The organism is Streptomyces puniciscabiei, from assembly GCF_006715785.1.
GTDB lineage: Bacteria > Actinomycetota > Actinomycetes > Streptomycetales > Streptomycetaceae > Streptomyces > Streptomyces puniciscabiei.
The window spans coordinates 4,675,652-4,701,832 of sequence record NZ_VFNX01000001.1 but is presented as its reverse complement, the minus strand read 5'-3'; the positions used below and the strand labels follow the sequence as shown (position 1 = coordinate 4,701,832).

General features: G+C 70.1%; 22 protein-coding genes and 2 tRNA genes. 3 read left to right on the top strand and 21 right to left on the bottom strand.

The window, feature by feature from the left end:
• Positions 1-83: 83 nt before the first annotated feature.
• From FB563_RS21760 to leuS, 3 genes are all read right to left on the bottom strand, one after another.
• Positions 84-929, bottom strand: coding sequence for a DegV family protein (locus tag FB563_RS21760; RefSeq protein ID WP_055704234.1), 846 nt, complete (start codon positions 927-929; stop codon positions 84-86).
• 71 nt (positions 930-1,000) lie between these two features.
• On the bottom strand, positions 1,001-1,651 hold the full coding sequence (locus FB563_RS21755) for a hypothetical protein (RefSeq protein WP_055704235.1): 651 nt from the start codon (positions 1,649-1,651) through the stop codon (positions 1,001-1,003).
• Between the two features lie 141 nt (positions 1,652-1,792).
• Entirely contained in the window at positions 1,793-4,675 is a 2,883-nt protein-coding gene (gene leuS / locus FB563_RS21750) for a leucine--tRNA ligase (RefSeq protein ID WP_055704236.1), read from the bottom strand.
• A 482-nt stretch (positions 4,676-5,157) separates the two neighbouring features.
• On the opposite strand from leuS, the gene FB563_RS21740 reads away from it, so the two are divergent.
• Positions 5,158-6,375: a ferric reductase-like transmembrane domain-containing protein gene (locus FB563_RS21740; RefSeq protein WP_055704237.1), complete on the top strand. Its 1,218-nt coding sequence runs from the start codon at positions 5,158-5,160 to the stop codon at positions 6,373-6,375.
• Entirely contained in the window at positions 6,372-7,982 is a 1,611-nt protein-coding gene (locus FB563_RS21735) for an NADH-quinone oxidoreductase subunit NuoF family protein (RefSeq protein WP_055704238.1), read from the top strand. Before FB563_RS21740 ends, FB563_RS21735 begins: the two co-directional genes overlap by 4 nt.
• A gap of 121 nt (positions 7,983-8,103) precedes the next feature.
• Here the strand turns inward: FB563_RS21735 and FB563_RS21730 are convergent.
• From FB563_RS21730 to FB563_RS43025, 10 genes are all read right to left on the bottom strand, one after another.
• A tRNA-Ala gene (locus tag FB563_RS21730) sits at positions 8,104-8,176 on the bottom strand.
• A gap of 468 nt (positions 8,177-8,644) precedes the next feature.
• Positions 8,645-8,878, bottom strand: coding sequence for a hypothetical protein (locus tag FB563_RS21725; RefSeq protein WP_006136074.1), 234 nt, complete (start codon positions 8,876-8,878; stop codon positions 8,645-8,647).
• A 3-nt stretch (positions 8,879-8,881) separates the two neighbouring features.
• The gene (locus FB563_RS21720; protein WP_107100515.1) at positions 8,882-9,055 is read right to left on the bottom strand and encodes a hypothetical protein; all 174 of its coding nucleotides are present in this window, start codon (positions 9,053-9,055) and stop codon (positions 8,882-8,884) included.
• Between the two features lie 829 nt (positions 9,056-9,884).
• A tRNA-Ala gene (locus tag FB563_RS21715) sits at positions 9,885-9,957 on the bottom strand.
• A gap of 93 nt (positions 9,958-10,050) precedes the next feature.
• Entirely contained in the window at positions 10,051-10,719 is a 669-nt protein-coding gene (locus tag FB563_RS21710; RefSeq protein ID WP_055704244.1) for a histidine phosphatase family protein, read from the bottom strand.
• Entirely contained in the window at positions 10,719-11,162 is a 444-nt protein-coding gene (rsfS, locus tag FB563_RS21705; RefSeq protein ID WP_055704239.1) for a ribosome silencing factor, read from the bottom strand. Before rsfS ends, FB563_RS21710 begins: the two co-directional genes overlap by 1 nt.
• A gap of 101 nt (positions 11,163-11,263) precedes the next feature.
• A complete protein-coding gene (locus tag FB563_RS21700) occupies positions 11,264-12,988 on the bottom strand; it encodes an LCP family protein (protein ID WP_055704240.1) in 1,725 nt (574 codons plus the stop codon).
• Between the two features lie 16 nt (positions 12,989-13,004).
• A complete protein-coding gene (gene nadD, locus FB563_RS21695) occupies positions 13,005-13,691 on the bottom strand; it encodes a nicotinate-nucleotide adenylyltransferase (protein WP_055704241.1) in 687 nt (228 codons plus the stop codon).
• A 56-nt stretch (positions 13,692-13,747) separates the two neighbouring features.
• Positions 13,748-13,903, bottom strand: a complete 156-nt coding sequence (locus FB563_RS43030; RefSeq protein WP_167528500.1) for a hypothetical protein — start codon at positions 13,901-13,903, stop codon at positions 13,748-13,750.
• A 120-nt stretch (positions 13,904-14,023) separates the two neighbouring features.
• Complete coding sequence (locus tag FB563_RS43025; protein ID WP_167528499.1) at positions 14,024-14,188, bottom strand: hypothetical protein; 165 nt, start codon at positions 14,186-14,188, stop codon at positions 14,024-14,026.
• A 102-nt stretch (positions 14,189-14,290) separates the two neighbouring features.
• Here FB563_RS43025 and FB563_RS21690 point away from each other — a divergent pair, with 102 nt between their 5' ends.
• Positions 14,291-15,379 carry a M48 family metallopeptidase gene (locus tag FB563_RS21690; RefSeq protein ID WP_055704242.1) on the top strand — a complete coding sequence of 363 codons (1,089 nt, stop codon included), beginning with the start codon at positions 14,291-14,293 and terminating at the stop codon, positions 15,377-15,379.
• A 286-nt stretch (positions 15,380-15,665) separates the two neighbouring features.
• On the opposite strand, the gene FB563_RS21685 is transcribed toward FB563_RS21690, so the two are convergent.
• From FB563_RS21685 to FB563_RS21650, 8 genes are all read right to left on the bottom strand, one after another.
• Complete coding sequence (locus tag FB563_RS21685; protein ID WP_055703580.1) at positions 15,666-16,736, bottom strand: SCO2583 family membrane protein; 1,071 nt, start codon at positions 16,734-16,736, stop codon at positions 15,666-15,668.
• Positions 16,737-16,824: 88 nt separating this feature from the next.
• Positions 16,825-17,391 (bottom strand): SCO2584 family spore wall biosynthesis protein, encoded by a 567-nt coding sequence (locus tag FB563_RS21680; RefSeq protein ID WP_055703579.1) that lies wholly within the window; start codon positions 17,389-17,391, stop codon positions 16,825-16,827.
• A gap of 120 nt (positions 17,392-17,511) precedes the next feature.
• The gene (locus FB563_RS21675; RefSeq protein ID WP_055703578.1) at positions 17,512-18,798 is read right to left on the bottom strand and encodes a glutamate-5-semialdehyde dehydrogenase; all 1,287 of its coding nucleotides are present in this window, start codon (positions 18,796-18,798) and stop codon (positions 17,512-17,514) included.
• A gap of 92 nt (positions 18,799-18,890) precedes the next feature.
• Complete coding sequence (locus FB563_RS21670) at positions 18,891-19,316, bottom strand: hypothetical protein (protein ID WP_055703589.1); 426 nt, start codon at positions 19,314-19,316, stop codon at positions 18,891-18,893.
• A 181-nt stretch (positions 19,317-19,497) separates the two neighbouring features.
• Positions 19,498-20,604: a glutamate 5-kinase gene (proB, locus tag FB563_RS21665; protein ID WP_055703577.1), complete on the bottom strand. Its 1,107-nt coding sequence runs from the start codon at positions 20,602-20,604 to the stop codon at positions 19,498-19,500.
• 256 nt (positions 20,605-20,860) lie between these two features.
• Positions 20,861-22,075 (bottom strand): glycosyltransferase family 2 protein, encoded by a 1,215-nt coding sequence (locus FB563_RS21660; RefSeq protein WP_267888622.1) that lies wholly within the window; start codon positions 22,073-22,075, stop codon positions 20,861-20,863.
• A gap of 268 nt (positions 22,076-22,343) precedes the next feature.
• On the bottom strand, positions 22,344-24,455 hold the full coding sequence (locus tag FB563_RS21655) for a hypothetical protein (protein WP_055703576.1): 2,112 nt from the start codon (positions 24,453-24,455) through the stop codon (positions 22,344-22,346).
• 174 nt (positions 24,456-24,629) lie between these two features.
• Positions 24,630-26,126 carry a bifunctional cytidylyltransferase/SDR family oxidoreductase gene (locus FB563_RS21650; RefSeq protein ID WP_055703575.1) on the bottom strand — a complete coding sequence of 499 codons (1,497 nt, stop codon included), beginning with the start codon at positions 26,124-26,126 and terminating at the stop codon, positions 24,630-24,632.
• Between the last annotated feature and the right edge of the window lie 55 nt (positions 26,127-26,181).

Sequence of the window (26,181 nt, the reverse complement as noted above, 5' to 3'; positions counted from 1 at the left end):
CAGCCGACTCGCGATGATCTTGGTGAATTTCCGTGGACGACAGCCCAGTTGTGGACAACTCCGTCACTCCGAAGAGTGATGGGTCAGCGGGGCGAGACCACCGCTCCGAGCAGACCGGGGCCGGTGTGTGCCCCGATCACCGCTCCGACCTCGCTGACATGGAGGTCGGCCAGGCCCGGCACCCGCTCCCGCAGCCGGTCGGCGAGCGCGGCGGCACGGTCGGGGGCGGCAAGGTGGTGGACGGCGATGTCGACCTCGCCGCCGCCCGCCCGCTCGGCGGCGATTTCCTCCAGGCGCGCGATGGCCTTGGACGCCGTGCGGACCTTCTCGAGGAGTTCGATGCGGCCCCCGTCCAGCTGGAGCAGGGGTTTGACGGCGAGTGCGGAACCAAGGAGAGCCTGTGCGGCTCCGATGCGGCCGCCGCGGCGCAGGTAGTCGAGGGTGTCGACGTAGAAGTAGGCGGACGTGCCCGCGGCCCGCTTCTCGGCGGCGGTGACGGCCTCGTCCATCGTGCCACCGGCTTCGGCGGCCTCCGCTGCGGCCAACGCGCAGAAGCCGAGGGCCATCGCGACCATCCCGGTGTCCACCACCCGTACCGGCACCGGCGCCCCGCGGGCCGCGAGGACCGCCGCGTCATAGGTGCCGGACAGCTCGGCGGACAAGTGCAGGGAGACGATGCCGCTCGCACCGGACTCGGCGACCCTGCGGTAGGTTTCCGCGAACACCTCTGGGCTCGGGCGCGAGGTCGTGACGGGGCGCCTCTTCTGCAGGGCCTGTGCCAGGGAGCGGGTGGAGATCTCGGTGCCCTCTTCGAGTGCCTGGTCGCCGAGGACCACGGTCAGGGGCACCGCGGTGATGCCGTGACGCTCCATCGTCCGCGGCGGCAGGTAGGCCGTTGAATCGGTGACGATCGCGACATGGCGGGACATGAGCTGGAGGTTACCTGCCGTAGTGCTCGTACGGCAGCCCGGCCCCCGTGTGCGGGCCTGGAGCGGCCAGGTCAGGTGGTGCTCTCGGGGCGCGGCTTCTTCTGCCAGGGGTAGGTGAGGCGTGGCGACGGCGGGGTGATCGCCTCGCGCGGCTGCCCCTGCGCCGACGCGGGATCGGCCGGGGTCCAGTGGCGCAGGGCGTCGGCCTCGATGTCTATCTGATCGCTGAGCGAGCCCAGATCGTCGTCGACGAAGCGGCGCGCCCGGTCGCGGACCGCCCAGCGCAGTGAGTCCGCGGACTTCGTGATGCGCTCGGTGCGGCTGCGCAGCTCGGGCAGCCGTGCGCCGAGTTCGGCCCGGTCCGGCTCCGACTCCAGTCGCCGGAGGTCGGCGTCCAGCTCGTGCCCGTGCGCGCTGAGCCGTTCGAAGAGAGCCAGGGACTCCTTCAGCGACTCGTCCTCGGCCGCGCCCGCGCGCAACGCGTCCTGGGTGGCGCGCATGGAGGTGCGCAGCGCGAGCCTCAGTTGCGCGATCTCGGCGGCCGGACCGACCTGGGCGAAGGACTTGGCGCGCAGCGTGTGGTCCTCGACGGTGCGGCGGGCCTGCTCGATCGTCCGGTCCACCCCGCGCTTGGCGGCGCCGACCGCCTTGACCGTGGCGTACGCGGCCAGGCCGATGAAGAGCAGGAAGAGCAGGGCGAACACGGCGATCACTGTTTCCATGACGCTCCTCCTCCGGTCGGCGCGGCACTCGCCGCTGCGCTTTCCACGGTAAACGCAGCGGGCAGGCCCGGAGTTCCAGAAAAACCCCGAACCTGCCCGTAGGGGACTACCCGGAGGCAGCCTGCGTCGGCGGCCCGAGGGTCACGCCGGAACGATGTTCACCAGCTTCGGCGCCCGGACGATCACCTTGCGGATGCCCGCGCCGTCCAGCGCCGCGACGACCTTCTCGTCGGCCAGCGCCACCTTCTCCAGCTCCTCCTCGGAGATGGCCGGCGGCACCTCCAAGCGGGCCTTGACCTTGCCCTTGATCTGCACGACACAGGTCACGGTCTCGTCCACGACGTACCCCGGGTCGGCGACCGGGAAGTCCTGGTGGACGACCGAGTCGGTGTGGCCCAGCTTGCGCCACAGCTCCTCGGCGATGTGCGGGGCCAGCGGGGCGACCATCAGCACCAGCGGCTCGGCCACCGAACGCGGCACCGCCGTGCCGGCCTTGGTCAGGTGGTTGTTCAGCTCGGTGACCTTGGCGATGGCGGTGTTGAAGCGCAGGCCCTCCAGGTCCTGGCGGACGCCGTCGATCGCCTTGTGCAGGGCGCGCAGGGTCTCCTCGTCGGGCTCGGCGTCGGTGACGGTGACCTCACCGGTCGTCTCGTCGACGATGTTGCGCCACAGTCGCTGCAGCAGCCGGAACTGACCGACCACCGCGCGCGTGTCCCACGGCCGGGAGACGTCCAGCGGGCCCATGGCCATCTCGTACAGGCGCAGGGTGTCGGCGCCGTACTCGGCGCAGATCTCGTCCGGGGTCACCGCGTTCTTCAGGGACTTGCCCATCTTGCCCAGCAGGCGGGTGACCTGCTCGCCCTGGTAGTAGTAGGCGCCGTCGCGCTCCTCGACCTCGGCGGCGGGCACCGCGATGCCACGGCTGTCGCGGTAGACGTAGGCCTGGATCATGCCCTGGTTGAACAGCTTGTGGAACGGCTCGGCCGACGACACGTGGCCCAGGTCGTACAGGACCTTGGACCAGAAGCGCGCGTACAGCAGGTGCAGCACGGCGTGCTCGGCGCCGCCGACGTACAGGTCGACGCCGCCGTGCGGCCGGCCCTCGCGCGGGCCCATCCAGTACTGCTCGATCTCGGGGTCGACCAGCTGCCGCTCGTTGTGCGGGTCCAGGTAGCGGAACTCGTACCAGCAGGAACCGGCCCAGTTGGGCATGGTGTTGGTCTCGCGGCGGTACTTCTTCGGCCCGTCGCCCAGGTCCAGGGTGACGTCGACCCACTCCTCGTTGCGCGACAGCGGGGTCTCGGGCTGGGTGTCGGCGTCGTCCGGGTCGAAGGTGCGCGGGCTGTAGTCCTCGACCTCGGGCAGCTCCAGCGGCAGCATCGACTCGGGCAGCGGGTGGGCGACGCCGTCCTCGTCGTAGACGATCGGGAAGGGTTCGCCCCAGTAGCGCTGGCGGCTGAACAGCCAGTCGCGCAGGCGGAAGTTGACGGTGCCCTCGCCGATGCCCTTGCCCTGCAGCCATTCGGTGATGCGGGCCTTGGCCTCCACGACGCCCAGGCCGTCCAGGCTGACCTCGTCGCTCGCGGAGTTGACCAGCTTCGCGTCGTACGACACGAACGCGTCGTCCCAGGTCGCGGTGTCGGTGCCGCGGCCGTCGGTCGGCTCGACCACGCAGCGGATCGGCAGCTCGAAGGCGCGCGCGAAGGCGAAGTCACGGGTGTCGTGCGCCGGGACGGCCATGATCGCGCCGGTGCCGTAGCCCATCAGGACGTAGTCGGCGATGAAGACGGGGATCCGCTCACCGTTGACCGGGTTGGTCGCGAACGCGCCGGTGAAGACGCCGGTCTTGTCCTTGGCCTCGGCCTGCCGCTCCACGTCGGACTTCGAGGCGGCCTGCGCGCGGTAGGCGGCGACGGCCTCGGCCGGGGTGGCGTGACCGCCGGTCCACACCTCGTGCGTGCCCTCGGGCCAGGCCTCGGGGGTGAACTTCTCGACCAGCGGGTGCTCGGGCGCCAGCACCATGTAGGTCGCGCCGAACAGGGTGTCCTGGCGGGTGGTGAAGATCGTGATGTGCTCGCCGTCGATCGGGAAGTCGACGCGGGCGCCCTCGCTGCGGCCGATCCAGTTGCGCTGCTGCAGCTTGATCGCCTCGGGCCAGTCCAGCTCCTCCAGGTCCTCCAGCAGCCGGTCGGCGTAGGCGGTGATGCGCATGTTCCACTGGCGCAGCTTGGCCTTGAAGACCGGGTAGTTGCCGCGCTCGGAACGGCCGTCGGCGGTGACCTCCTCGTTGGCCAGCACGGTGCCCAGGCCGGGGCACCAGTTGACCGGCGCGTCGGAGGCGTAGGCCAGGCGGTACTCACCCAGGATGTCGGCGCGCTCGCGGGCGTTCAGTTCGCTCCACGCGCGCGTGGAGCCCGGGATCGCGCGCTCACCGGACTCGAACTGTGCGATCAGCTCGGCGATCGGCCGGGCCTTCTTCGCCTCGTCGTCGTACCAGGAGTTGAAGATCTGCAGGAAGATCCACTGGGTCCACTTGTAGTAGTCCGGGTCGATCGTGGCGAAGGACCGGCGCTTGTCGTGGCCCAGGCCCAGCCGGCGCAGCTGGGCCTTCATGTTCTCGATGTTGGCCTCGGTGGACACGCGCGGGTGCGTGCCGGTCTGCACGGCGTACTGCTCGGCGGGCAGGCCGAAGGCGTCGAAGCCCAGGGTGTGCAGGACGTTGTGGCCGGTCATGCGCTGGAACCGGGCGTAGACGTCGGTGGCGATGTAGCCCAGCGGGTGGCCGACGTGCAGGCCCGCACCCGAGGGGTACGGGAACATGTCCATGATGAACTTCTTCGGCTTGGCGGCCAGCCCGGGGTCGCCCGCCAGGTCACCCTTGGGGTTCGGCGCCGCGTACGTGCCGTCGGCGTCCCAGAAGTCCTGCCAGCGTGCCTCGATGTCGGCTGCCATGGCGGCCGTGTAGCGGTGCGGCGCGGCCTCCGCCGACGTGGTGGCGGCGGCAGCGGGGTTCGTCTCGCTCATGATCCTCAAAGCTCCATCGATCGTCTCTGCCTGCGGAAATGAAAAAACCCCTCGCACAGGAGGGGACGCCGCGCCGATGCCGACCTCACGGTTCGACCGGGGGTCGGTACTGATCAGCGCGGCCCGCTAAGCAGAAGGCGTACGGCACGCATGGCGTTAGGGTACCGCAGGCCCTGAGCGAGCGGCGACGGCCTTGAGCAAGGCGCGGCCCTCTTCCGTATCCCCTGTGGACATGCCAGGAAGCGCCAGGGGGGAGCTGAACCAAGGTCAACAATTACTTCGCGTACCGTCCACTAAGGGACATCGCCCCAGTCGCATTGTCCGTTGATAACAACGCAATAACTCAAACCCCGTACTGATCGGTATGGCGCCACTTAGAGTTCGGCAGCGGGACCGCTTTCCCGAAACTGCTCGGAGTTGCCCCCATGAACCCTCGTCGTAGTACCAGCTCCCTCCCCAAACCGGGTCGCTCGGCCTCTGGGGTGGCGACCGCCGTTGTCCTGCTGCTGATTCCCGTGAGCGTGCTGGCCGGAGGCAGCAAGTTCCAGGATTTCCTGAACTTCGGCGCAGGCGTGATGTCCCTGGTCTCGCTCAGCTGCTCGGTGATCTGGGGCCTGTTCGCCCAGGACCGGATCTTCCTGAACATCCGGCAGCGGATCATCGGCCAGGCGGTGCACCGCACGCTGGGGGTCGCGTCGATCGCGTTCCTGCTGCTGCACATCACCATCAAGCTCGCGCTCGGCCACACCCAGCTGATCGGCGCGATCATCCCGTTCTCGCTGGGCGTCAGCGGAATCGGCGGCCTCATCGGACTGGGCTCGGTGGCAGGCCTGCTGATGATCTTCGTGGGCGTCACCGGCGCGCTGCGCAGCAATTTCGCCACCCCCGCCCCGGTCGCCGCACGCTGGCGCGCCATGCACATGCTGTCCTATCCGGCCTGGTGCGCCGCACTGATCCACGGCCTCTACGCGGGCCGCCCGGTGAAGAGCCCGCTCTTCACGTACCTGTACGCGCTGTCCCTGCTCGCCGTCATGGCGGCCCTCGCCCTGCGCGCCGCCCCGCGCCCGGTCAAGCGCAGGGTCGCCGACCGGCTGGTGGCGATGTTCGGCAGTTCGGAGCGTCCCGGCCTCGAAGAGCTGGACACGAGCCGCTCCCGGGTGGCCGAATCGGCACGGGGGAGCTTCGAGAGCCGGCGCGAGGCCGAGGCCGCCCCCGCCGCGCCGCTGTACCAGTCCCCCGCCGGCCCCGCGCCGGAACCCGCGTCGGGCTTCGCGGCCGCCTACCGCGCCGTCTCCACGCCGGGCCGCTCCCGGCAGTCGTACCCGACCGGCCAGACCGCCCGGATGGACCTGCCGCTGGACATGCAGGCCACGGAGGCCATGCCGCGCGTGGACGGTCCAGTCGGCACCTCGGGCAGCTGGCCGGTCCCCTCCCCGCCGCCGGTCGGCGAGGCCCCACCGTCCGCGTACGACCCACTCCAGGACACCGGACAGACAATCCCGGTCTACGGCAATTCGGGCACCGCTGGATACGGCGGAAGTGACATGTACGACACCGGTGAGACAAACGGCCTCTATGGCACGTACAACGCCAGTGACACGTACAACAGCGGTCCCGCTACCGAAACGCTGCCCGGCGCGTCCTACGACACTCCGGGTTCGGGCGAACCTTGGAACACGCCGTCCGGAGGCTTTAAGTGAACGAGGCCCTGCCCGACGTCCCTGAAGTCCGCGTGGTCGGCCTTCCGCAGCTCACGTCGGGCTTCGACCTTGTGGAACGGCTCGACCTGCCCATGCACCTGAAGGTGCACGGGCCGCTCGACCCGCTCGGCGGCGAGCAGCTCGCGCAGCTCGCCGAACGCATCAACCTCAGGGGCCGCGGCGGCGCGGGCTTCCCCTTCCACAAGAAACTGCGCTCGGTCGCCGAGTCGGCGATCAAGCGCGGAGTGCGGCCGGTCGTCGTCGTCAACGGCAGCGAGGACGAGCCGGCCTGCCGCAAGGACACGGTCCTGATCAACCGGGCCCCGCACCTGATTCTGGACGGCGCACTTTTGTGCGCCGAGGCGCTCGGCGCGCGGACGCTCGTGATCGGTGTCACCCGCGAGTCCACCCAGCGCTCCATGGAGGCCGCGCTGGCCGAACGCGGGCTGAGCAACAGCCGTAGATCGGCGCTACGCGCGTGGGTGCAGCGCAACCCGGTGCGGATGGTCACGGGCGCCGCCGCCTCACTGATCCGCTCGGTCGACGGCGGCCCGGCGATCCCGCCCGGCCGCAAGATCAGCGCCTCGCAGAGCGGTGTCGGCGGCGCACCCACCCTGCTGTCGAACGCGGAGACGTTCGCCCAGCTGGCCATCGCCGCCCGCATCGGCCCCGAGCGCTACGGCAACACCGGCCTGTACGACGAACCGGGCACCGTCATGCTCACCGTGTCCGGCGCGGTCACCCGCCCCATGGTGATCGAGGTCCCCACGGGCGTGCCGCTGCGCTACGTACTGCAGCTGGCGGGTGCCCCGCCGGTGCCGCAGGGCGTGCTGACCGGCGGCTATCACGGCAAGTGGATCGACGCGGCGACCGTCAACGAGGCGATCGTCTCGCGCAACTCGCTGGACGCGGTGGGCGGTTCACTGGGCGCGGGCGCGATCCTGCCGATCAGCCAGGAGACCTGCCCGCTGGGCGAGTCGCTGCGGGTGGCGCAGTGGCTGGCCGAGGAGAGCGCCGGCCAGTGCGGGCCCTGCTACCTCGGACTGCCCGCCGCCGCGCGCGGCATGGAGGACATCCTGAACGGCGGCGGTCCGGCCGCCCTGGAGGCCCTGAAGCAGGTCGCGAAGAACGTCAAGCGCCGCGGCGCGTGTTCGCATCCGGACGGCTCGGCGATGTTCCTGGAGTCGACCATCAAGGCGTTCACCGACGACCTGGCGGCGCATGTCCTCGGAAACGGCTGCGGACGGCCCGTGGAAGGCGTTCTGCCGCTCTTCGAGGGAGGCAGGGCCCCTACGGGCATCCCCGGCGGCGGAGAGCCCGAGGAGACCGGCGCGAGCCGCCAGAAGATCTACGTCGACTGGACGCTGTGCCGGGGCCACGGACTGTGCGCCGACATCCTCCCGGAGGTCTTCGAACTCGGCGCCGACGGTTTCCCGACCGTCGCCCAGGCGCAGGTGCCGCGGTACGCGGAGGCGAAGGCACTGCGCGCGGTGCGCCGCTGCCCGGCGCTCGCCCTGCGCATCGAGGAGGACACGCGCGGGCAGGCGCCGTCCCGCAACCTGCCGGTCGTCTCCCAGGGCCGCGGCCGACGCGCTCTGGGTCGCTGAGCGGACGAAGGGGCGGTCACCCGGGTCCGGGTGACCGCCCCTTCGTTCCTCTACGGCTCACGGCGCGACGCAAAACGCCGAAGGCGGACCACCTGTCGGGATGGTCCGCCTTCGACTTCTGTGGAGCTAAGGAGAATTGAACTCCTGACCTCTTGCATGCCATGCAAGCGCTCTACCAACTGAGCTATAGCCCCTTGTTCTGTTGTTTCGCCCGGTTCCCCCGGCGACGACGTAAACATTACAGGCCCGGGGGCGCAGCGCCAAATCGGTTTCAGGTTCGCGTCGGTAAGGTGCTTATGTCTGATTTTGTGACCCTGCTGGGCTCCGGCTACGCGCGCGTGGACCGGTCGTGCCCAGGAACCGCCGACCGGGCCTTGCGCGGCGTTCTGGCGCGCGTTCCGCGCAGGCCCGACCGCGGGCAGTCTTCTGCGTCGCATCGGCGGCCGTAGTGGCCGTTGCAGGCCTCTCGGTCGCCGTGGCGGCAGAGTTGCGCTCGTACGCCCCCTGATGGGTGCCGCACGGAACCGGGCGGGCCGAACTGCACCAGGCAGCCCTGGAATTGCCGCTTCCGGCCCTCCGCGCCGCAGCTGGTGCGCTGTTCCTCGTGCCGACGACCCCGACCCGGACATCGTTGCCGGAACGCTGCAGCGGTGCGCCCGGTATCAGGCGGTCACGAAGGAGTAGAACCGCTTGAGTGTGCAGTGCTCTTCGAGAAGGCGGCCGTAGATCGGCTCGCCCTCCAATTCCCGGTACGTCTCGATCGGGTCGCCTTTTATGATCAGCGCCCGCGCGCATTCCTCGCACCAGTACTGGTAGTCGGGATTGATCGGCTCCATGTCACGGACGATCGGCGTACCGCTCCCACACCAGTCACACTTTCGCCTGTGTGCACCCATCGATCAGCTCCAGCTGTGGCCGCAGGCCGTGCACACGTAGGAGACTCCGCCGTTGTCGCCGAGAACTTGGGCGACATGCGCGGAACCGCAGGAAGGGCAGCTCAGCCGGGTGGTCGTGTCCCGTATCAACGCCGCACCGAGGAGGTGGCCGACCTCCTCAAGGATGCTCGCAGGCATCGCTACTCCCTCCCGTCGGGCCGCGCCCCCTTCCGGCCGTTTGATTCTGCCACGGCCGGAGCAATACGGTCAGCGACGCCTCAGTACCAGTCCGGACACGGCGCCCACCGCGGCCCGCTGAGGCCAGCGCCCAGGCACACACCGAGAACGCCTCCGCAGAGGTATACGAGCGCAGAACGCCGAGTGACTCAACCCGGTTCAGGAACAGTGTGCCGAAAGACGCCACGCAGATCAGCCGACCGGGCCGCGCGAGCGTCGCCGCCTGGTCGGGCCGGGCGGCAGCAGCACGGCCGCGCCGAGCGGAACCGGTCCCGGACAGGTCGAGCGCAAACAGGGAGGTGAGCAGGGCCGTGGGCCGCAGCGGGACCGGCTGTCAGTGGCGGGTGCTTCACTGTCGGTGACGGGGAAAGCAGGACCGTCGGGCAGTCGAAGGTCACTGTCAGTGGCGGGTGCTTCACTGATCGCAGGGCTCGAGACGGGCCGGCGCCCGGCTCGGGTGCCGGCGACGAGGACGGGGAGGACGCACGGTGGCGGAGATGACGGCGGATCTCACGACGAGGCCCCACACGATGGGCACGGCGCAGACGGCAAAGAGGGTGAGCAGGGCGCGGGTCACACCAGCCGACGTGTTGTTCGCTCGGCTGTGGGCGAGCGGTGAGCTGACCACCGGGTGCTCGGGTGAAGATCCGCTCAGGCGCGGACCTGGGACTGGATGCCTGAGTGCCGGATCGCCGTGTGGCCGTCGGCGTACACGACAGAAAATCCCGCCCCCCTGAGGGGACGGGACCTTCATCACCGATCTTTGACAACTCAACAGAGTGTCGATCAGTGGAGCTAAGGAGAATTGAACTCCTGACCTCCTGCATGCCATGCAGGCGCTCTACCAACTGAGCTATAGCCCCTGGCGTTCTTCCCGCTCGGCGGGGCGAACAAGAAGAACTTTAGCCTGTGACCTGCCAGAAAGTGAAATCCGGGGTCCGGGAGCCGGAGGAGGCTCAGTCGTCGTCGCCGAGGACGGGCTCCGGGAGGGTTCCGGCGTTGTGCTCCAGCAGGCGCCAGCCGCGGGCGCCCTCACCGAGCACGGACCAGCAGCAGTTGGAGAGACCGCCGAGGCTCTCCCAGTGCCCGGCCTCCAGGCCGAGCAGCCGGCCGATGGTGGTGCGGATGGTGCCGCCGTGGCTGACGACCACGAGGGTGCCGTCCTCGGGCAGCTTCTCGACGTGCCGCAGTACGACGGGTGCGGCGCGGTCGGCGACCTCGGTCTCCAGTTCGCCGCCGCCGCGGCGGACCGCCTCGCCGCGCTTCCACGCGGCGTACTCCTCGCCGTACCGGGCGATGATCTCCTCGTGCGTCAGCCCCTGCCAGACGCCCGCGTAGGTCTCGCGCAGGCCCTCCTCGCGGGTGATGTCGAGGCCGGTGAGCGCGGCCAGCTCGGCGGCCGTGTGCGCCGCCCGCTGCAGGTCCGAGGAGATGATCGCGTCCGGTCCCAGGGAGGCCAGCAGTCGGGCGGCGCGGCGGGCCTGGCCGATGCCGGTCTCGGTCAGCGCGACGTCCGTACTGCCCTGGAAGCGGCGCTCGACGTTCCAGGCGGTCTGGCCGTGGCGCCACAGGATGATGCGACGGCCGCGGCTCTTGCGGTCGGTCACCTCGCCGGTGGCGCTCATCACCACTCCCCGCCCGGCTCCTGATCGGCCTCGGCGGCCTGCAGCTTCGCGTGCTCCTCCGCCTTGCCGCGGGTGGCCTTGGCGTCGGCGGGCAGCTCCAGCTCGGGGCAGTCCTTCCACAGCCGTTCCAGGGCGTAGAAGACCCGCTCCTCGCTGTGCTGGACATGCACGACGATGTCGACGTAGTCGAGGAGGATCCAGCGGGACTCACGGTCGCCCTCGCGGCGCACCGGCTTGGCGCCGAGCTCCTTCAGCAGGCGCTCCTCGATCTCGTCGACGATGGCCCTGACCTGGCGGTCGTTCGGCGCGGAGGCCAGCAGGAAGGCGTCCGTGATCGACAGCACGTCGCTCACGTCGTAGGCGATGACGTCGTGGGCGAGCTTGTCGGCCGCCGCCTGGGCGGCGGTGTTGATGAGCTCAAGAGAACGGTTGGTGGCGGTCACTACGAAGCTTTCGGTCGGCGGTCACTGGACCTCAAGGGTCTCACGGACCGCCCCGCGCACCCCACGTGATTACTGTGGCACGTGGGGTGCCCGCGACCCGATCAGGAACTGGCGGGTCTGTAGTCCTGGCCGAGGACCACCGAAACGTCGGCGCCGGAGGAGACGGTGCCCTTGGCCACGGAGCCGGCGGGCAGGCCGAGGGTCTTGGCGACCTCGGAGGCGTCCGACTTGTGGGAGGCGTCCGAGTAGACCACCTTCGAGGCGGCCTGCGTGCCGGAGGCAGTGCCGCCCTCCAGGAAGGTGAAGCCGCCGTTGAGCAGCACCACGCGCGCCTTCTCCGTGTCGTCCTTCACACCGGTGGCGTTCTGCACGGAGACCCGGACCGCGGAGCCGGCGTCGGGGCTCTTGGCGGTACCGCCGAGGATGTCCTTCACCACGCTGTCGCTGGTCTTCGCGCTCAGGGTGCCGTCGGCCTGTACGGGCAGCAGGGCGGTCTTGTAGGCGCCGCTCTTGGCGAGGTCGGCGAGCTTGGCGAGGAAGGTGCCGAGGTCCTTGTCGGTGAGCGGCGGGTCGAGGATCTGCGCGAGGGTCTGCACGGTGACCGTGGCCGCCGACGGATCGGAGGACATCTTGCGCAGCACGCCCTGCATGACCTGGCCGAACCGCTCCAGCTGGGCGTTCTCGGACTCGCCGGCGGCGCGGTAGGTGGCGTAGGCGACGGCCATCTTGCCGCTGAGGGTCTGCTGGCTGCCCTTGTGGACGAGGGGCTCGGTGCCCTTCTTCTTGGCGTCCGGGTCTGGCACGTCGGTGTTGGTGTCGATGTCGATGTTGCCGACCAGGTCGACCAGGTTCTGCAGGTAGGGGGTGTCCAGCCGCCAGGTGCCCTGGATGTTGGTGCCGAGCACGGTGTCGAGCTGGTCGAGGGTGCCGGAGGAGCCGTCGTCGGCCACCGACTTGGCGAGGGTGGTGGTGGAGCCGTCGTCGGCGCTCAGGGCGAGGGAGTTGGGCAGCAGCACCGTGCTGCCCTGCTTGGTGGTGGTGTTGTCGACCAGCAGCGCCGTGGAGGTGCCGCCCTTTCCGGTGTTGTGCAGGTGGACGACGATCACGTCGCGTTTCTGGGCGCCGACCGGCGTCGCCGCGCCGGGTTTGGAGCCGGAGGAGGACAGGCCGGGCAGCTTTCCGGCGTACCAGAGGTAGCCGACGCCACCGACGGCGACGAGGGCGAGGACGACGAACAGGGCGATGATCCGGCTGCGGGCACGGCGGCGGGCCTCCTCGCGGCGCTCGGTGCGGTTCTCGGTGAACTTGAGCCAGTCGATGACGTCCTCGGAGTCGCCGTCCGGCTCCTCGACGAACGCGAACTGCTCGGTGTGGTAGTCCCGTTCACCGTCGTCGTGCGGCCCCGCGGGCTGTGCCGGGGCGTGCGTGCCGTCCCCCGGGCCTGCCTGTTGCGGGATGTGAGCAGTCTGCTCGGTGACCCGGGGCTGCTGTCCGCTGTCCGCGGCCCGCCCGTAGGGGTCGTAGCCGACGGGGTGCTGGGTGCCGGTGCCGTAGGGGTCGTACGAGGCCTGGGAGGCGTAGGGGTCGTAGCCGGGTGCCGGGCGGCCGGTGTCGTAGGAGGTCACCGGCGGCTGCTGGCCGGTGGCGTACGGGTCGTAGCCGTAGCCCTGCTGCTGGGCGTACGGGTCGTACGTCGCCTGCTGAGCCTGCGGTGCCGGCTGTGCCGGAACCTGCTGGTACATGGGCCGGCCGTACTCGTCGTAGCCGACGATTTCGTACGGGCCGGCGCCGTAGCCTGCGTCACCCGCGTCGTATCGGTCGTTCACCGGTGCCCCTCTCGGCTCACTCGCCGCGGTACAGCTCGCGCTTGTCGATGTAGCGCACGACTCCGTCCGGCACCATGTACCAGATGGGTTCTCCCTTGGCGACTCTCGCACGGCAGTCGGTGGAGGAGATGGCGAGCGCCGGCACCTCGACGAGCGAGACGCCGCCCTCCGGCAGGCCGGGATCGGTCAGGTGGTGGCCGGGCCGGGTGACGCCGACGAAGTGCGCGAGGGAGAACAGTTCCTCGCTGTCCCGCCAGGTCAGCAGCTGGGCGAGGGCGTCGGCGCCGGTGATGAAGAACAGGTCCGTGTCGGGATTGAGCGCGCGGAGGTCGCGCAGGGTGTCCACGGTGTAGGTGGGGCCGCCGCGGTCGATGTCGATGCGGCTGACGGAGAACTGCGGGTTCTCGGCGGTGGCGATGACCGTCATCAGATAGCGGTCCTCGGCCGGGGAGACCTTGCGGTGGGACTTCTGCCACGGCTGCCCGGTGGGCACGAACACCACCTCGTCGAGCTGGAACTGCGCGGCGACCTCGCTGGCCGCCACCAGGTGCCCGTGGTGGATCGGGTCGAAGGTTCCGCCCATGACGCCGAGGCGCCGCTTGCCCGTGTGGGCGGGGCCGCCGAACGGCCGGTACTGAGGGTGCTTGACCGTGTCGTCGGCGGTCTCGTACGCCGGACCGGTAGGCATGTCCTGCTCTCCCATGCGTGCAGACCCTACCGGCCCGGCCTCAGGCGTCCGGCCGGGGACGGGGTCCCCGCTCAGCGGTCGCGGTTGAAGCGGGTGGTGATCCACAGCAGGAGCAGCAGGATGGCGAGGGCGCTGCCGCCGGTGACGGCCGGGTTGAGGCTGTTGTGGTGGCCGCCCTCGGCTTCGGCGAGGGTGACCAACGGGGCTGCGGCGCTGTGAAGGCTCATCTTCGGCAGGACCTAACGCGTGTGGGCGGGATAAAGATGTCGGCTCATCGTATGCGGGCGCCCCGGCGGCGATCACGCCGACTCTGCCGTTCGGACCGCGCGGGGAACTTATCCGAGCCGTCAGTCGTCCTTCCGCTTGTAGCCGCTCAGCAGGAACCAGGCGGTCAGTGCACAGCCCAGGACCATCACGACCAGGACGATGCGGAGCAGATTGCCCGACCCGTGCTGTTGGACGGCGCTCGCGGCGGCCTCGGCCAGCCGGGCGGCTGCGGCATGGTGCTCCATGAGTGAACTCCTTCGGCTGTACTGCCCGTCCACGGTATCTCCGCCTAGGCTGGGCTCCGCTTCGGGGGCACAGTGGGCACTCATACGCACATGGGGGAAGACATGTCCGACGACGGCCAGCAGCACACGGGGCACGAGCGCGTGCCGAGCAGGCAGCGCAGGCGCTTCCCGGGGATCTCCTCGCGTGCCTACGAGCATCCGGCCGACCGCTCGGCCCTGGTCGCGCTGCGCAAGCTGAGCGGATTCGACACCGTCTTCAAGGCGCTCAGCGGGCTGCTGCCCGAGCGGAGCCTGCGACTGCTGTTCCTGTCCGACTCGGTGCGCGTCTCCGAGCGGCAGTTCCAGCATCTGCACGACATGCTGCTGGACGCCTGTTACATCCTGGACCTGGAGAAGGTCCCGCCGATGTACGTCAACCAGGACCCGCAGCCGAACGCGATGTGCATCGGCCTGGACGAGCCGATCATCGTGGTCACCACGGGGCTCGTGGAGCTCCTCGACGAGGAGGAGATGCGGGCGGTCGTCGGGCACGAGGTGGGACACGCGCTGTCCGGGCACTCGGTGTACCGCACGATCCTGCTGTTCCTGACCACCCTCGCGCTGAGGGTGGCCTGGATCCCACTGGGCAACCTCGCGGTCATGGCGTTGGTGACGGCGCTCAGGGAGTGGTTCCGCAAGTCGGAGCTGTCCGCGGACCGGGCGGGGCTGCTGGTGGGGCAGGACGTCCGTGCCTCGATGCGCGGCCTGATGAAGATCGCGGGCGGCAACCATCTGCACGAGATGAACGTGGACGCCTTCCTGGAGCAGGCCGAGGAGTACGAGTCCGGTGGCGATCTGCGGGACTCCGTGCTGAAGATCCTGAACGTGCTGCCCCGCTCCCACCCCTTTGCCACGATCCGCGCGGCCGAGCTGAAGAAGTGGGCCGAGTCCCGGGACTTCCAGCGGATCATGGACGGCCACTACCCGCGGCGTGACGAGGACAAGGACACCTCGGTCAGCGACTCCTTCCGCGAGTCGGCGGCCAGCTACGCGAGCGATGTGAAGACCTCCAAGGACCCGCTGATGAAGCTGGTCACGGACCTCGCGGGCGGCGCGGGCGACCTGGGCGGCCGGGTCCGCCGCGGCTTCGACGGCTTCCGCAGCCCGCCCCCGGCGAAGGGCGGCCCGGCGGACGCCCCTCAGGAGGGATGACGGCATACCACTGCGAGCGCGCCCGGCTGCTTCTCTCCCACCGACAACACCGCTCGGCTCCCCGCCGCCGCAGGAGGGGCCGGGCGTGGCTGCCCGCCGCCACACCGCTCGCCCGTCGCTTTTCCGCCGCAACGGCGCTCGCCACGGCGGCGGACTCCGGCGGTGCCGAACCGCCCTCAGCCCGGAAGGGCCAGACACGGGCGCCCGGAGAATGCCGACTCACCCCGGGCACCGAGCCCCACCCCTCCACCCTCACCACCCCGGTCGGCCGCGAAGACTCCCCCGCTCACACCGTCGGCTCAGCCCCGGCGGCCAGCGTCCCACAGAGGGCTGCAGGGCTGTCCGTCTCGTAGGGGTCGGTGCCCGCGGGGCCGCCCAGGTGGGCGGTCTGGCCGGCCAGGAGGGGGCGGAAGTAGGACGTGGAGTCCTCGGCGCAGGCGAGGGGGCCGGCCTGGACGTAGGACGTGAGCAGCTGTACCTGGTGGGTGCGCAGATCGTCACGGGTGAAGCGGAAGGTCAGCTCGCGGCGGACCGTGAACAGGGACACCGGCGCGTTCGTCGCGGCACCGCTGGGGCGCAGGGCGTAGACGAAGGTGTGGTCGGCGGTGACCTCCAGCGTGCTCGAGTCGCTCTCGGTCGCCTGAAGGTCGCCCCTGACGCGAATCCGGTCGTCGGCGAGCTGGGCGCGGGAGGGGTCGAGGCGGACCAGCCAGCCGTTGGGGGCGTGCCGGCCGTCCGCCGCCGGGTGGTCGAAGCTCTGGTCGAACTGGTCGAGCTGGTCGGCGTCCAGGAGGGAGCGGGCGGGGCGGACCTGGCGGCCGGTGAGCACCTCGGGATAGAGCGAGGAGCGGACGATGTAGTCCTTGGCGGTGGTGAGCGCGGTCACCACCTGGCTGTCGGAGAAGTGGGCGGTGCTGCGGGTGACCGGCAGGGGTATCCCCTCGGCGCCGACGTCGTACTGGGCGGCGGGGCTGTGCGCGTACAGGTACTCGGCGTCGGCGGTGCCGGGCACCTTGCCCGTCGGGGCGAGCGGGATCACCGTCATCCGCAGGGGCTCGACGGGGCGGCGGGTCTCCGGGGAGCCGTAGGGGCGGCGGACGCCCATGTAGATCGCGGTGCCGAAGGCGACGGCGATGAGCAGGACGAGGATCAGAGCCTGGCGGGTGAGTCCGCGGTGCAGGGGCGGGCGGCGGCGTACGGCGGGCGCGTGATCGGCCATCCGCTCCTCGGCGGAGAACTCCTGGAGGCGGGCAGCGCGGACGAACGACTCGTCGAACACGACGGATCGGTACTCGTCCTCGCCACCTCCGGGGCCGCCCTCGGGTGTGCCCTCCGGTGGGTCTCCAGGCCCGCCCATACTTTCAGAGTAGGTCGCGCAGGCCTCAGGTAAACGCCCTGCTACACGACAAGTTCTGACAGGTGCTCACCAAGAGCGGGGCGGGCGTTCAGGGGGATCGCGGGATGGCCGAGGCCGCCGGCTGGGAGGTGTCGGCGGAGACGGAGGGTGCGGCTGCGCTGCCCTGTTCCAGGCCGGTCGGGGCGGGCGAGGGGACCCCGTCGCGGGTGCCGGCGGAGCCACCCCGGTAGACGGCGGCGAAGGCCAGGGCGACCATGCCGATGCCCATCACGACGGCCAGCACCCAGGCCACCGGGCGGTGCCAGCGGACCTGCTTGCCGTATCCCCCGAAGTGACGGTCGCCGAGGACGTAGGTGTCCTCCAGCTCGTCGTCGTCCGGATCTTGGCCGAAATCGGTGCCCTCGGGGCCGTAGGCGTCGTCGTAGTGCTCGCCTCGGGCGTGGGCGCGGCGGGCCTCCGCCTCGGAGGCCTCGGCTCTGGCCTGGGCGGCGGCAAGGAGGCGCTCGACGGCGGTCGGCTCATGGACCGTGGCCGCCTGTACGAAGGCCTCGTCGAAGACCACGGAGGCGAACTCTTCGTCCGACACCCCGCGGTCGTGGTCGTCGTCGGGCTCCCAGCCGTCAGGGAACGGCGTGCCCCCCACGTCCTCCGGCACGCATCCAGAGTAGACCGGGGGGGTCAATTTGGGCAGACGGTATGGAAATTCGTCTGACTGGTGAGACGACGTTTCGGCCGCCCGCCACGGCCCCGGGCCATGCGGCCGAACGGGTGGGTCTCAGGGGCGCACGTGGCCGTCGCCGGTGACGATGTACTTGGTGCTGGTCAGCTCCGGCAGGCCCATCGGGCCACGGGCGTGCAGCTTCTGGGTGGAGATGCCGATCTCGGCGCCGAAGCCGAACTGGCCGCCGTCGGTGAAGCGGGTGGAGGCGTTCACGGCGACGGTGGTGGAGTCGACCAGCTGGGTGAAGCGGCGGGCGGCCTGCTGGGAGGTCGTGACGATGGCCTCGGTGTGGCCGGAGGTCCACAGGCGGATGTGCTCGACGGCCTTGTCCAGGGAGTCGACGACCGCGGCGGCGATGTCGTACGAGAGGTACTCGGTCTCCCAGTCCTCGGCCACGGCCTCCACGACCGTCGCCTTGGAGTCCTTGGCGTAGGCCATCACCCGCTCGTCGGCGTGCACGGTGACGCCGGCCTCGGCGAGGGCGTCGAGGGCGCGCGGCAGGAACTCGGGGGCGATGTCCTGGTGGACGAGGAGGGTCTCGGCGGCGTTGCAGACGCTGACCCGCTGGGCCTTGGAGTTGATCAGGATGTCGATGGCCATGTCGATGTCGGCGTGGGCGTCGACGTAGACGTGGCAGTTGCCGGTGCCGGTCTCGATGACCGGGACGGTGGACTCGCTGACCACGGTCTGGATCAGGGAGGCGCCGCCGCGCGGGATGAGGACGTCGACCAGGCCCCGGGCGCGCATCAGCTCGCGCACGGACTCGCGGCTCTCGCCGGGCACCAGCTGGACGGCGTCGGCGGGCAGCCCGGCGCCGCCGACGGCGTCCCGGATGACCCGGACGAGGGCGGTGTTGGACTCGTAGGCGGAGGCGGAGCCGCGCAGCAGGACGGCGTTGCCGGACTTCAGGCACAGTGCGGCGGCGTCCACGGTGACGTTCGGGCGGGCCTCGTAGATGATGCCGACGACGCCGAGCGGGACGCGGACCTGGCGCAGGTCGATGCCGTTGGGGAGGGTGGAGCCGCGGACGATCTCGCCGACCGGGTCGGGCAGCTTCGCCACGTCACGGACGTCCGAGGCGATGGCGCGGACCCGCTCGGGGGTGAGGGTGAGCCGGTCGACGATGGCCTCGCTGGTGCCGTGCTCCCGCGCCTTGGCGACGTCCGTGGCGTTGGCCTCGACGATCTCGCTGGTCCGGACCTCGAGGGCGTCGGCGATGGCGAGCAGCGCGTCGTCCTTCACGGCACGCGGGAGCGGCGCGAGGTCGGCGGCGGCGGCCTTGGCCCGGTAGGCGGCCTGGGTGACCGGGGACATCGAGTCGTACGGCGAGAGCGTGGTCATGAGGGAAGGGTAGTGCGCGGGACGGGCCGGCCACCGCTCATCCCAAACCCCGAGACAAGGTCCCAGGAGGGCTCAAGAGGGTTCAGGACGGATCAAAAGGGATGGACTCCCACCGGTGTCGCGGGCGGCGGGCCGTAGCCCTCGGCGATGCGCTGGTGGTAGGTCTCGCGGTCGATCACCTCCAGGCCGACGATCTCCCACGGAGGCAGTCCGGCGGTCTGCCGGTGCTCGCCCCACAGCCGCAGCGCGACGGCGGCGGCGTCATGCAGGTCGCGGGCCTCCTCCCAGTACCGGATCTCCGCGTGGTCGCTCGCGTACCGGCTGGTCAGCAGGAAGGGGTGGTCGTGGGCCAGCTGTTCCAGGGCGCGCCGCAGATCGGTGAGGGGGACGTCAGGGCCGGCGACGCTGAGGGTGACGTGCCAGAGCCGGGGCAGGTCCTTGGGCTCCTCATAGGTGTCACCGGCCGCGACGCTCGTCAGGGCACCGCGGGTGGCCACCCCAGGGCGCACTCGTCTCACGACGGCCTCCTTCACCCACTGCTCGGGAACGTCCGGCAGAACGTCTCTCGGAGCGTCCCTCGGCACATTGCCCGGAACGCGCCTCGGAACGTCTCTCTGAGACAAAGTTGAGCAGGCCCTACGGCACCGCGGGGCGGTTTTACGGAACGTCCCCCACCGGGGGCTGTCGTTACGTCCCGTTTTACGTGTGCAGGAGCACCAGGTCGTCCCTGTGTACGACCTCGCGTTCGTACGCCGGGCCGAGTTCCCGGGCCAGTTCGCGGGTCGAACGCCCGATCAGCCGGGGGATCTCCTTGGCGTCGAAGCTGACGAGTCCACGGGCCACCGCGCGCCCCGACGTGTCGCGCAGTTCGACGGGATCGCCGGCGCTGAACTCACCCTCCACGGCGGCGATTCCGGCGGGCAGCAGCGACTTGCGCCGCTTCACGACGGCGTCCACCGCGCCGTCGTCCAGGATCAGCGCCCCTTGCGGGGTGGAGGCGTGCTGGAGCCACAGGAGCCGGTCGGCGGAGCGCCTGCCGGTGGGGTGGAAGTAGGTGCCGGTGTCGCCGCCGCCCAGGGCGTCCGCCGCGTGCACGGCGCTGGTGAGGACCACGGGGATGCCGGCCGCTGCCGCGATCCGGGCGGCCTCGACCTTGGTGACCATCCCGCCGGTGCCCACTCCGGCCTTGCCCGCGCTGCCGATCTCGACGCCCGCGAGGTCCTCCGGGCCCTTCACTTCCGCTATCCGCGAGGTGCCGGGCCTGCTGGGGTCTCCGTCGTAGACGCCGTCGATGTCGGAGAGGAGGACGAGCAGGTCGGCGTGGACGAGGTGGGCGACGAGGGCGGCGAGACGGTCGTTGTCGCCGAAGCGGATCTCGTCGGTGGCGACCGTGTCGTTCTCGTTGACGATCGGGAAGGCACCCATCGCAAGGAGCTTGTCGAGGGTGCGGGAGGCGTTGCGGTGGTGGGCGCGGCGGCTCATGTCGTCGGAGGTGAGCAGGACTTGGCCGACGCGGACGCCGTAGCGGGCGAAGGAGGCGGTGTAGCGGGCGACGAGCAGACCCTGGCCGACGCTGGCGGCGGCCTGCTGCCGGGCGAGGTCCTTGGGGCGGCGGCGCAGACCGAGCGGGGCGAGGCCGGCGGCGATGGCGCCGGAGGAGACGAGGACGATCTCCCGCTCGCCCCCGCTGCGGATCTTGGCGAGGACGTCGACCAGCGCGTCGACGCGGTCGGCGTCCAGGCCGCCCGCGGCGGTGGTCAGCGACGAGGAGCCGACCTTGACGACGATCCTGCGGGCCTCGCCCACGGCCTGCCTTGCCCTTGCCACCTTGCCCTCGGTTTTCTCACGCGGTTTGGCTGCCTGTGCGGCAATCTACGCGAAGCGGATCGACCCGCGCCCGTCGGTCCAGCCTCCGGACAGGCGATACGTAGCCGATCGTTCACGTTCTGCGTACGGCAAAAGGGTCTGCACTGGTTGTGCATAGAAATTAAAGCTGGTTCAACCATGAGCCTGCAGACGGGACGCCCGCGACCGGGCTGCGGAACACCTTCATGGGTGGGGGTCAGGCCGCCGCTGTCCCGAAGTGCTTCTCCGTGAGCATCCGCCGTACCTTGCGCAGTGCCCGGCGCAGGAAGGAGTTGGCGGCGGCCTCGCGGTAGCCGTGGACGGCGCGGGCCTCGCGAGGCGCGGCGAGGTAGATGTCGTCCGGAAGGCCGGCCGTCCGGGACCGGAAGTGCGGGTAGGCGAGGTAGACCCGGGTGCCGCGCTTCTCCAGGATCGGGTCGGCCTGCTTCTTCGCCTTGACGAACTCGACGACGTCCAGCAGCAGATCGGCGCGTTGCAGGGCCACCAGGTGCAGCCGCAGCCTCTCGTGCACCTTCAGCCGCCGGGCGACCCCGGGCGTCCAGTGGGCGTCCAGCAGCGGCTTGGCCAGCTCCAGCTTGTGCCGGCGGACCTTCTCGCTGTCCTTGAGGAACTTCGGCCCGAACTGCGGCAGCAGGGTGATGAGGAAGGGCCGGACCATGAGCAGATCGCGCTTGTCGCCGGCCGGGACCATGTCGGTGATCAGCTTCATCAGCGCACGCGCGGAGTCGAAGCGCAGGGTGTAGCTGCCGCTCTTGGTGACGTGCTTGCCGTCGTCGCGGCCGACCAGGTAGTAGCAGGGGTAGTCGGCGAGGACGGAGACGCCGTCCGCGCGCAAGTACGCCTCCATCGTGAACAGGGCGTCCTCGCCGGTGAACAGCGACTCGTCGAACCGCATGCCGTGCTTGTCCAGCAGCGCGCGGCGGAACAGCTTCTGCGCGCTCAGCGTGAACTTGATGTTGGAGGAGAAGACGTCGGTACGGGCGAGGGTCTCGCCCCACATGGACTTCGGCGGGATGCGGTTGACGCCCTCGACCTTGCCGAGCACCACGTCGGTGCCGTTCTCGTCGGCCATGGCGGCCATGCGCTCAAGGGCCTCGGGGCCGAGCCGGTCGTCGGCGTCGAGGAAGAACACGTACCGGCCGGACGCCCTGCCCAGGCCGACGTTGCGGGGGCCGCTGGGGCCGCCGGAGTTCTCCTGACGGACGACTGTGACGCGCATGGGGGCGCGGGCGGCGAACTCCTCCAGGTACTCCCCGGTGCCGTCCGTCGAGCCGTCGTCGACCGCGATGACCTCCAGGCGCGCCGGGTCCATGGTCTGCGCCTCGACGGATGCCAGGCACTCGACCAGGTACGGCATCGCCTCGTACGCCCCGATGATCACGCTCACATCAGGCCGCGTCACGACGGTCACGCTTTCCCCTTACTCACCAAGTTGCTTACCGAGTTACTTACCAAGAGAAGTTTTCCCCATATCGCCCCATATCGCCCGGGTGGGCAACCCGTTAGACAGGCCGCCCGGGTAAACAGTTGCCCCATGCCACGTAAGAAGTGGTGCAGGTCACATAGGGTTCGGGGGTCCACCCGACAGTACGTAGGGTCGGTAAGAGGCAGGCGAGAAGCGACGAAAGGGGCCGGCTCCGGGAGCGGTCCCGGGGCCGGCCCTCGTCGGCAGTGCGGTGTCAGCCCGCGTTCAGCTCCTCCGTGTCACCGGCGGACGCCGTCCGCTGCCCCGGCACCGCATTGGTCAGCTGGGCGGGGTCCGCCCCGTTCCCGCCGGCCAGCCGGGACTGCTGGCCGACGTTGCGGGCCTCCGACTTGAGGGCCAGATCGGCCACCGCGGCGTTGAACTGGTCGATGGACTTCGGCTCGTCCGGGCCCAGCAGATAGCGCTTGAGCTCCTTGCGGGCCTCCCGCAGCGGATCGGCGGACGGGTCGCGCACGGCGTCCAGCAGGCCGCCCAGCTCGCGCGCGTCGTTGGACAGGATCACCGCGGCGCGCACCGCCGTGTTCTGCCGCTTGAACTCCTCGTGACCGAGCCCGCCGGAGTCGGTGACCGCGTACGGCTTGCCGCTCGCGATGAAGTCGGAGACCACGGAGGAGATGTCGGAGACCATCGCGTCGGAGACGTTGAAGCAGTCGTACAGGCGCGGCTCGGCGCCGGTGATGACGCGGTGCTCGTACGACGGGAAGGAGCGCCAGTAGGCGTCGTTCCACTCGGCGCGCAGCCGGGCGATCTCCTCGTGCCGGGCCAGGTCCACGACACCGTCACGGGTGGCCTCGGCCTCGTCGCCCTTGTCGTCGCCGGCCGCGGTCAGCTGGGCGAGCCGGGCCTCGATGCGGGCCAGGCCGGCCTTGGCCTGGGCCATCGCCTTACCGTCGGCCGTGAAGCGGGAGTCGGCGGCGCGGTCTGCGGCGGCCTTCTCCACCAGGGCGGTGATCCGCTTGTGCGCGGCGGCGGCCCGCTTGCTGACCGTGCCGGTGAACGGGTGCGGCTTGTACAGGACGCGGACCGGCGGGTCGGCCGCGACCAGCTTCTTCACGATGTTCTCGCCGGCGAGCACGATCGAGGTGTTGCCGGGGTTGCCGTCCCAGCCCTCCCACGTCGGGGCGTACAGCACCGTGGGGACGCGTCCCTCAGCGGCTCCGTCGCCGGTGCCCTCGCTCACGCCCTGTGAGGTCTGGATGGGCGCGAGCTGCGGACGGCCGACCTCCACGATGTCGTCGTCGCGCACGCCGACGTCGGCGATGGCGTAGCGGTCGCGCCCGGCGCGGCCGGCGGTCCACACCTCGTCGTAGACCTTGCTGTACGGGTTGACGCTGGCCAGCTTGTCGCTGTCGCCGTGGCCGATGAAGACGTGCTTCATGGTCGGCACGCGCAGCAGGTGGATGTTCTTGCCGACGTTCGCGGCGTACAGGGCCACGCGCACGGTCGACAGGTCCAGGTTCATCAGGTGCACCCCTCCGGGCACGCAGATGACGGGGACCGTGGTCGGCGCGAGGCTGGCCAGGATGGCCCGCTCGCGCAGGATGATCAGGGGCCGGGACTCCAGCTGCTCCATCGTCTCCAGCCACATGTTGACCTGGTACGCGGAGTCCTTGGAGCCGGAGAAGTACAGGACCGTCTCCGGCTTGTAGCCGGCCAGCCAGTCGTCGACGGCGGCGAGGACGATGTCGGCCTTCGGCGGGATCTTCCGGCCGCGCACGTACGGCACCAGCACCAGGACGTACAGCAGGCCGAGGGCGACCGTGAGGCCGATGCCGACGAAGCCCGGGGCGGCCGGGGAGTCCTGGCCCGCCGAGATCAGGATGCCGATCATCGCGAAGACGTCCAGGTGGAGCATCTTCTCCGCGCTGCGGTGCAGCAGCCCGCGCGACGGGGCGTCCGGGATGCGGATGCGGGACTTCAGGTCGATGTTGCGGGTGGCGACCGGCATCCGGCGGCGGTTGCGGATGAGGGTGACCAGCGCACCGTGCGGGGCCTGGAGGCCGTAGAAGGCGATGAAACAGGCGACGGCGCCGTAGAAGATCAGGTCGTCCGCGTGCGACAGGCGGGCCAGCAGCAGGATCAGCAGCAGCTGCCGGATCAGGAAGCGGATCGACAGACCCGCCCGGATCTTGCTGAGGCGGTTGATCAGGTAGCTGCCCTTGCGGTGCAGATAGTGGTCCGCCAGGTACGTCACGGCCGCCACGGCCGCGAAGGCGGGCACGCTCGGGACGAGCGCGGCCAGCATGAGAGCCGGGTAGCCCAGGATCATGAGGGCCGCCGCGGTCAGCTCGGCCGCGCTGCCCACCCGGGCGACGCGAATAGCGGTGGATATCACGGAGAAACCTGCTCTGGGAGGGGGAGTGCCGGTTCGCTAGATGTTGTGAGAGATGTAAGAGATGTACGGATTCAGGCCTCTGCAAACGCCCGGTGAATGAGCGGCGACAGAGGCCTGAATTCGGTAAAAGCTATTGACGAATTATTACATGCCGTCCTGGCGGTCCAGCACAGTGGCCAGCGCCTGCTCGAACCCGGAGGCCTTGGCGGCGCCCGCCGTCGGGTCCTGCTGACGGACGTCGATGACATGGCCGGTCAGCTCCGACAGCAGCACGTCCAGGGAGGTGCGTGCCACGGCCTCGGAGGAGAGCAGCGTGCCGGCGGGCTCCTGGCCGAAGGCCTTGGTGCGCATCGGGGTGGCGGTCCGCTCGGGGTTGATGCAGTTGACGCGGATGCCGTCGCCGGCCCACTCGTCGGACAGCGCCTGAGTGAGGTTCACCATGGCGGCCTTGGTGGAGGAGTACAGCGAGTACTCGGCGCGGCCGCGGGTGTAGCTGCTGGAGGTGTAGAGCAGCAGCTGGCCCCTGGACTCGGCGAGGTACTTGTAGCTCGAACGGGCGATCTGCACCGGGGCCAGGTAGTTGACCTTCAGCGCCTCCTCGATGGTGGCGTTGTCGGTCTCGGCGAGCCTGCCGATGCGCAGCACGCCCGCGGTGTTGACGACGTAGTCGATCCGGCCGGTCTCGGCGTACGCCTTGGACAGCGCGTCGTCGACCTCCTCCGGGTTCTCCACGTGGGTGCCGGTGGTGGAGCGGCCCAGCGCGTAGACGTGGGCGCCGTAGGACTCGGCGAGTTCGGCGATGTCCTTGCCGATGCCGTAGGAGCCGCCGAAGATGACGACCGTCCTGCCGCTGAGGAGTTCGCGGTAGGCGTCCTCGCCGACCTGCTCGGGGGCGGCGGTGGAGGCGAGCTGGAACAGCTTGTCGGCGATGAAGACGTCGACCGGCTGGGTCACCTTCATGTTGTACTCGTCACCCGCGACGACGTGGATCGGCACGTCCGGCAGGTACTTGAGCACGACGGAACAGTCGTCCGTGGCCTGGAAGTTGGGGTCACCTGCGGCGACCTCGTAGGCGCGGCGGATCGTGGACAGCTTGAAGGCCTGCGGGGTCTGGCCGCGGCGCAGCCGGGAGCGGTCCGGGATCTCGGTGATGAACTCGCCGTCCTCACCGTGGGTGCGGGTGACGATGATGGTGTCCGCGGACGGGATGGCCACGTCAACGGCCTGGTAACGCTCCAGGGCGGTCACGCAGTCGTCGATGACGCGCTGCGAGAGCAGGGGGCGTACGGCGTCGTGGAAGAGGACGTTGAGGTCCTCGCCCTCGGCCAGTCCCTCGCGAAGCGCGGAGATGGCGCGCTCGGTGGTCTCGTTGCGCGTCGAGCCGCCCTCGATGATCTTCTTCACCTTGGTGAATCCGGCCTTGGCGACGATCTTCTCGACGTCCGGGACGTAGCCCGGCGCCATCAGCACGATGACGTCGTCGATCGAGTCGGCGTTCTCGAAGGTGGTCAGAGTGTGCTCGATGACTGCCTTGCCGGCGATCTTCAGCAGCTGCTTGGGGATCGACAGACCCACCCGCTGGCCGGTGCCACCGGCCAGGATCACTGCGGTGGTACGGGGCTTGGCTATGTGCTGGGACACAGGTGACCTACCTTGGGGCGACAGGGAACTGCGAAATGCTCCCACTTTAGGTAAG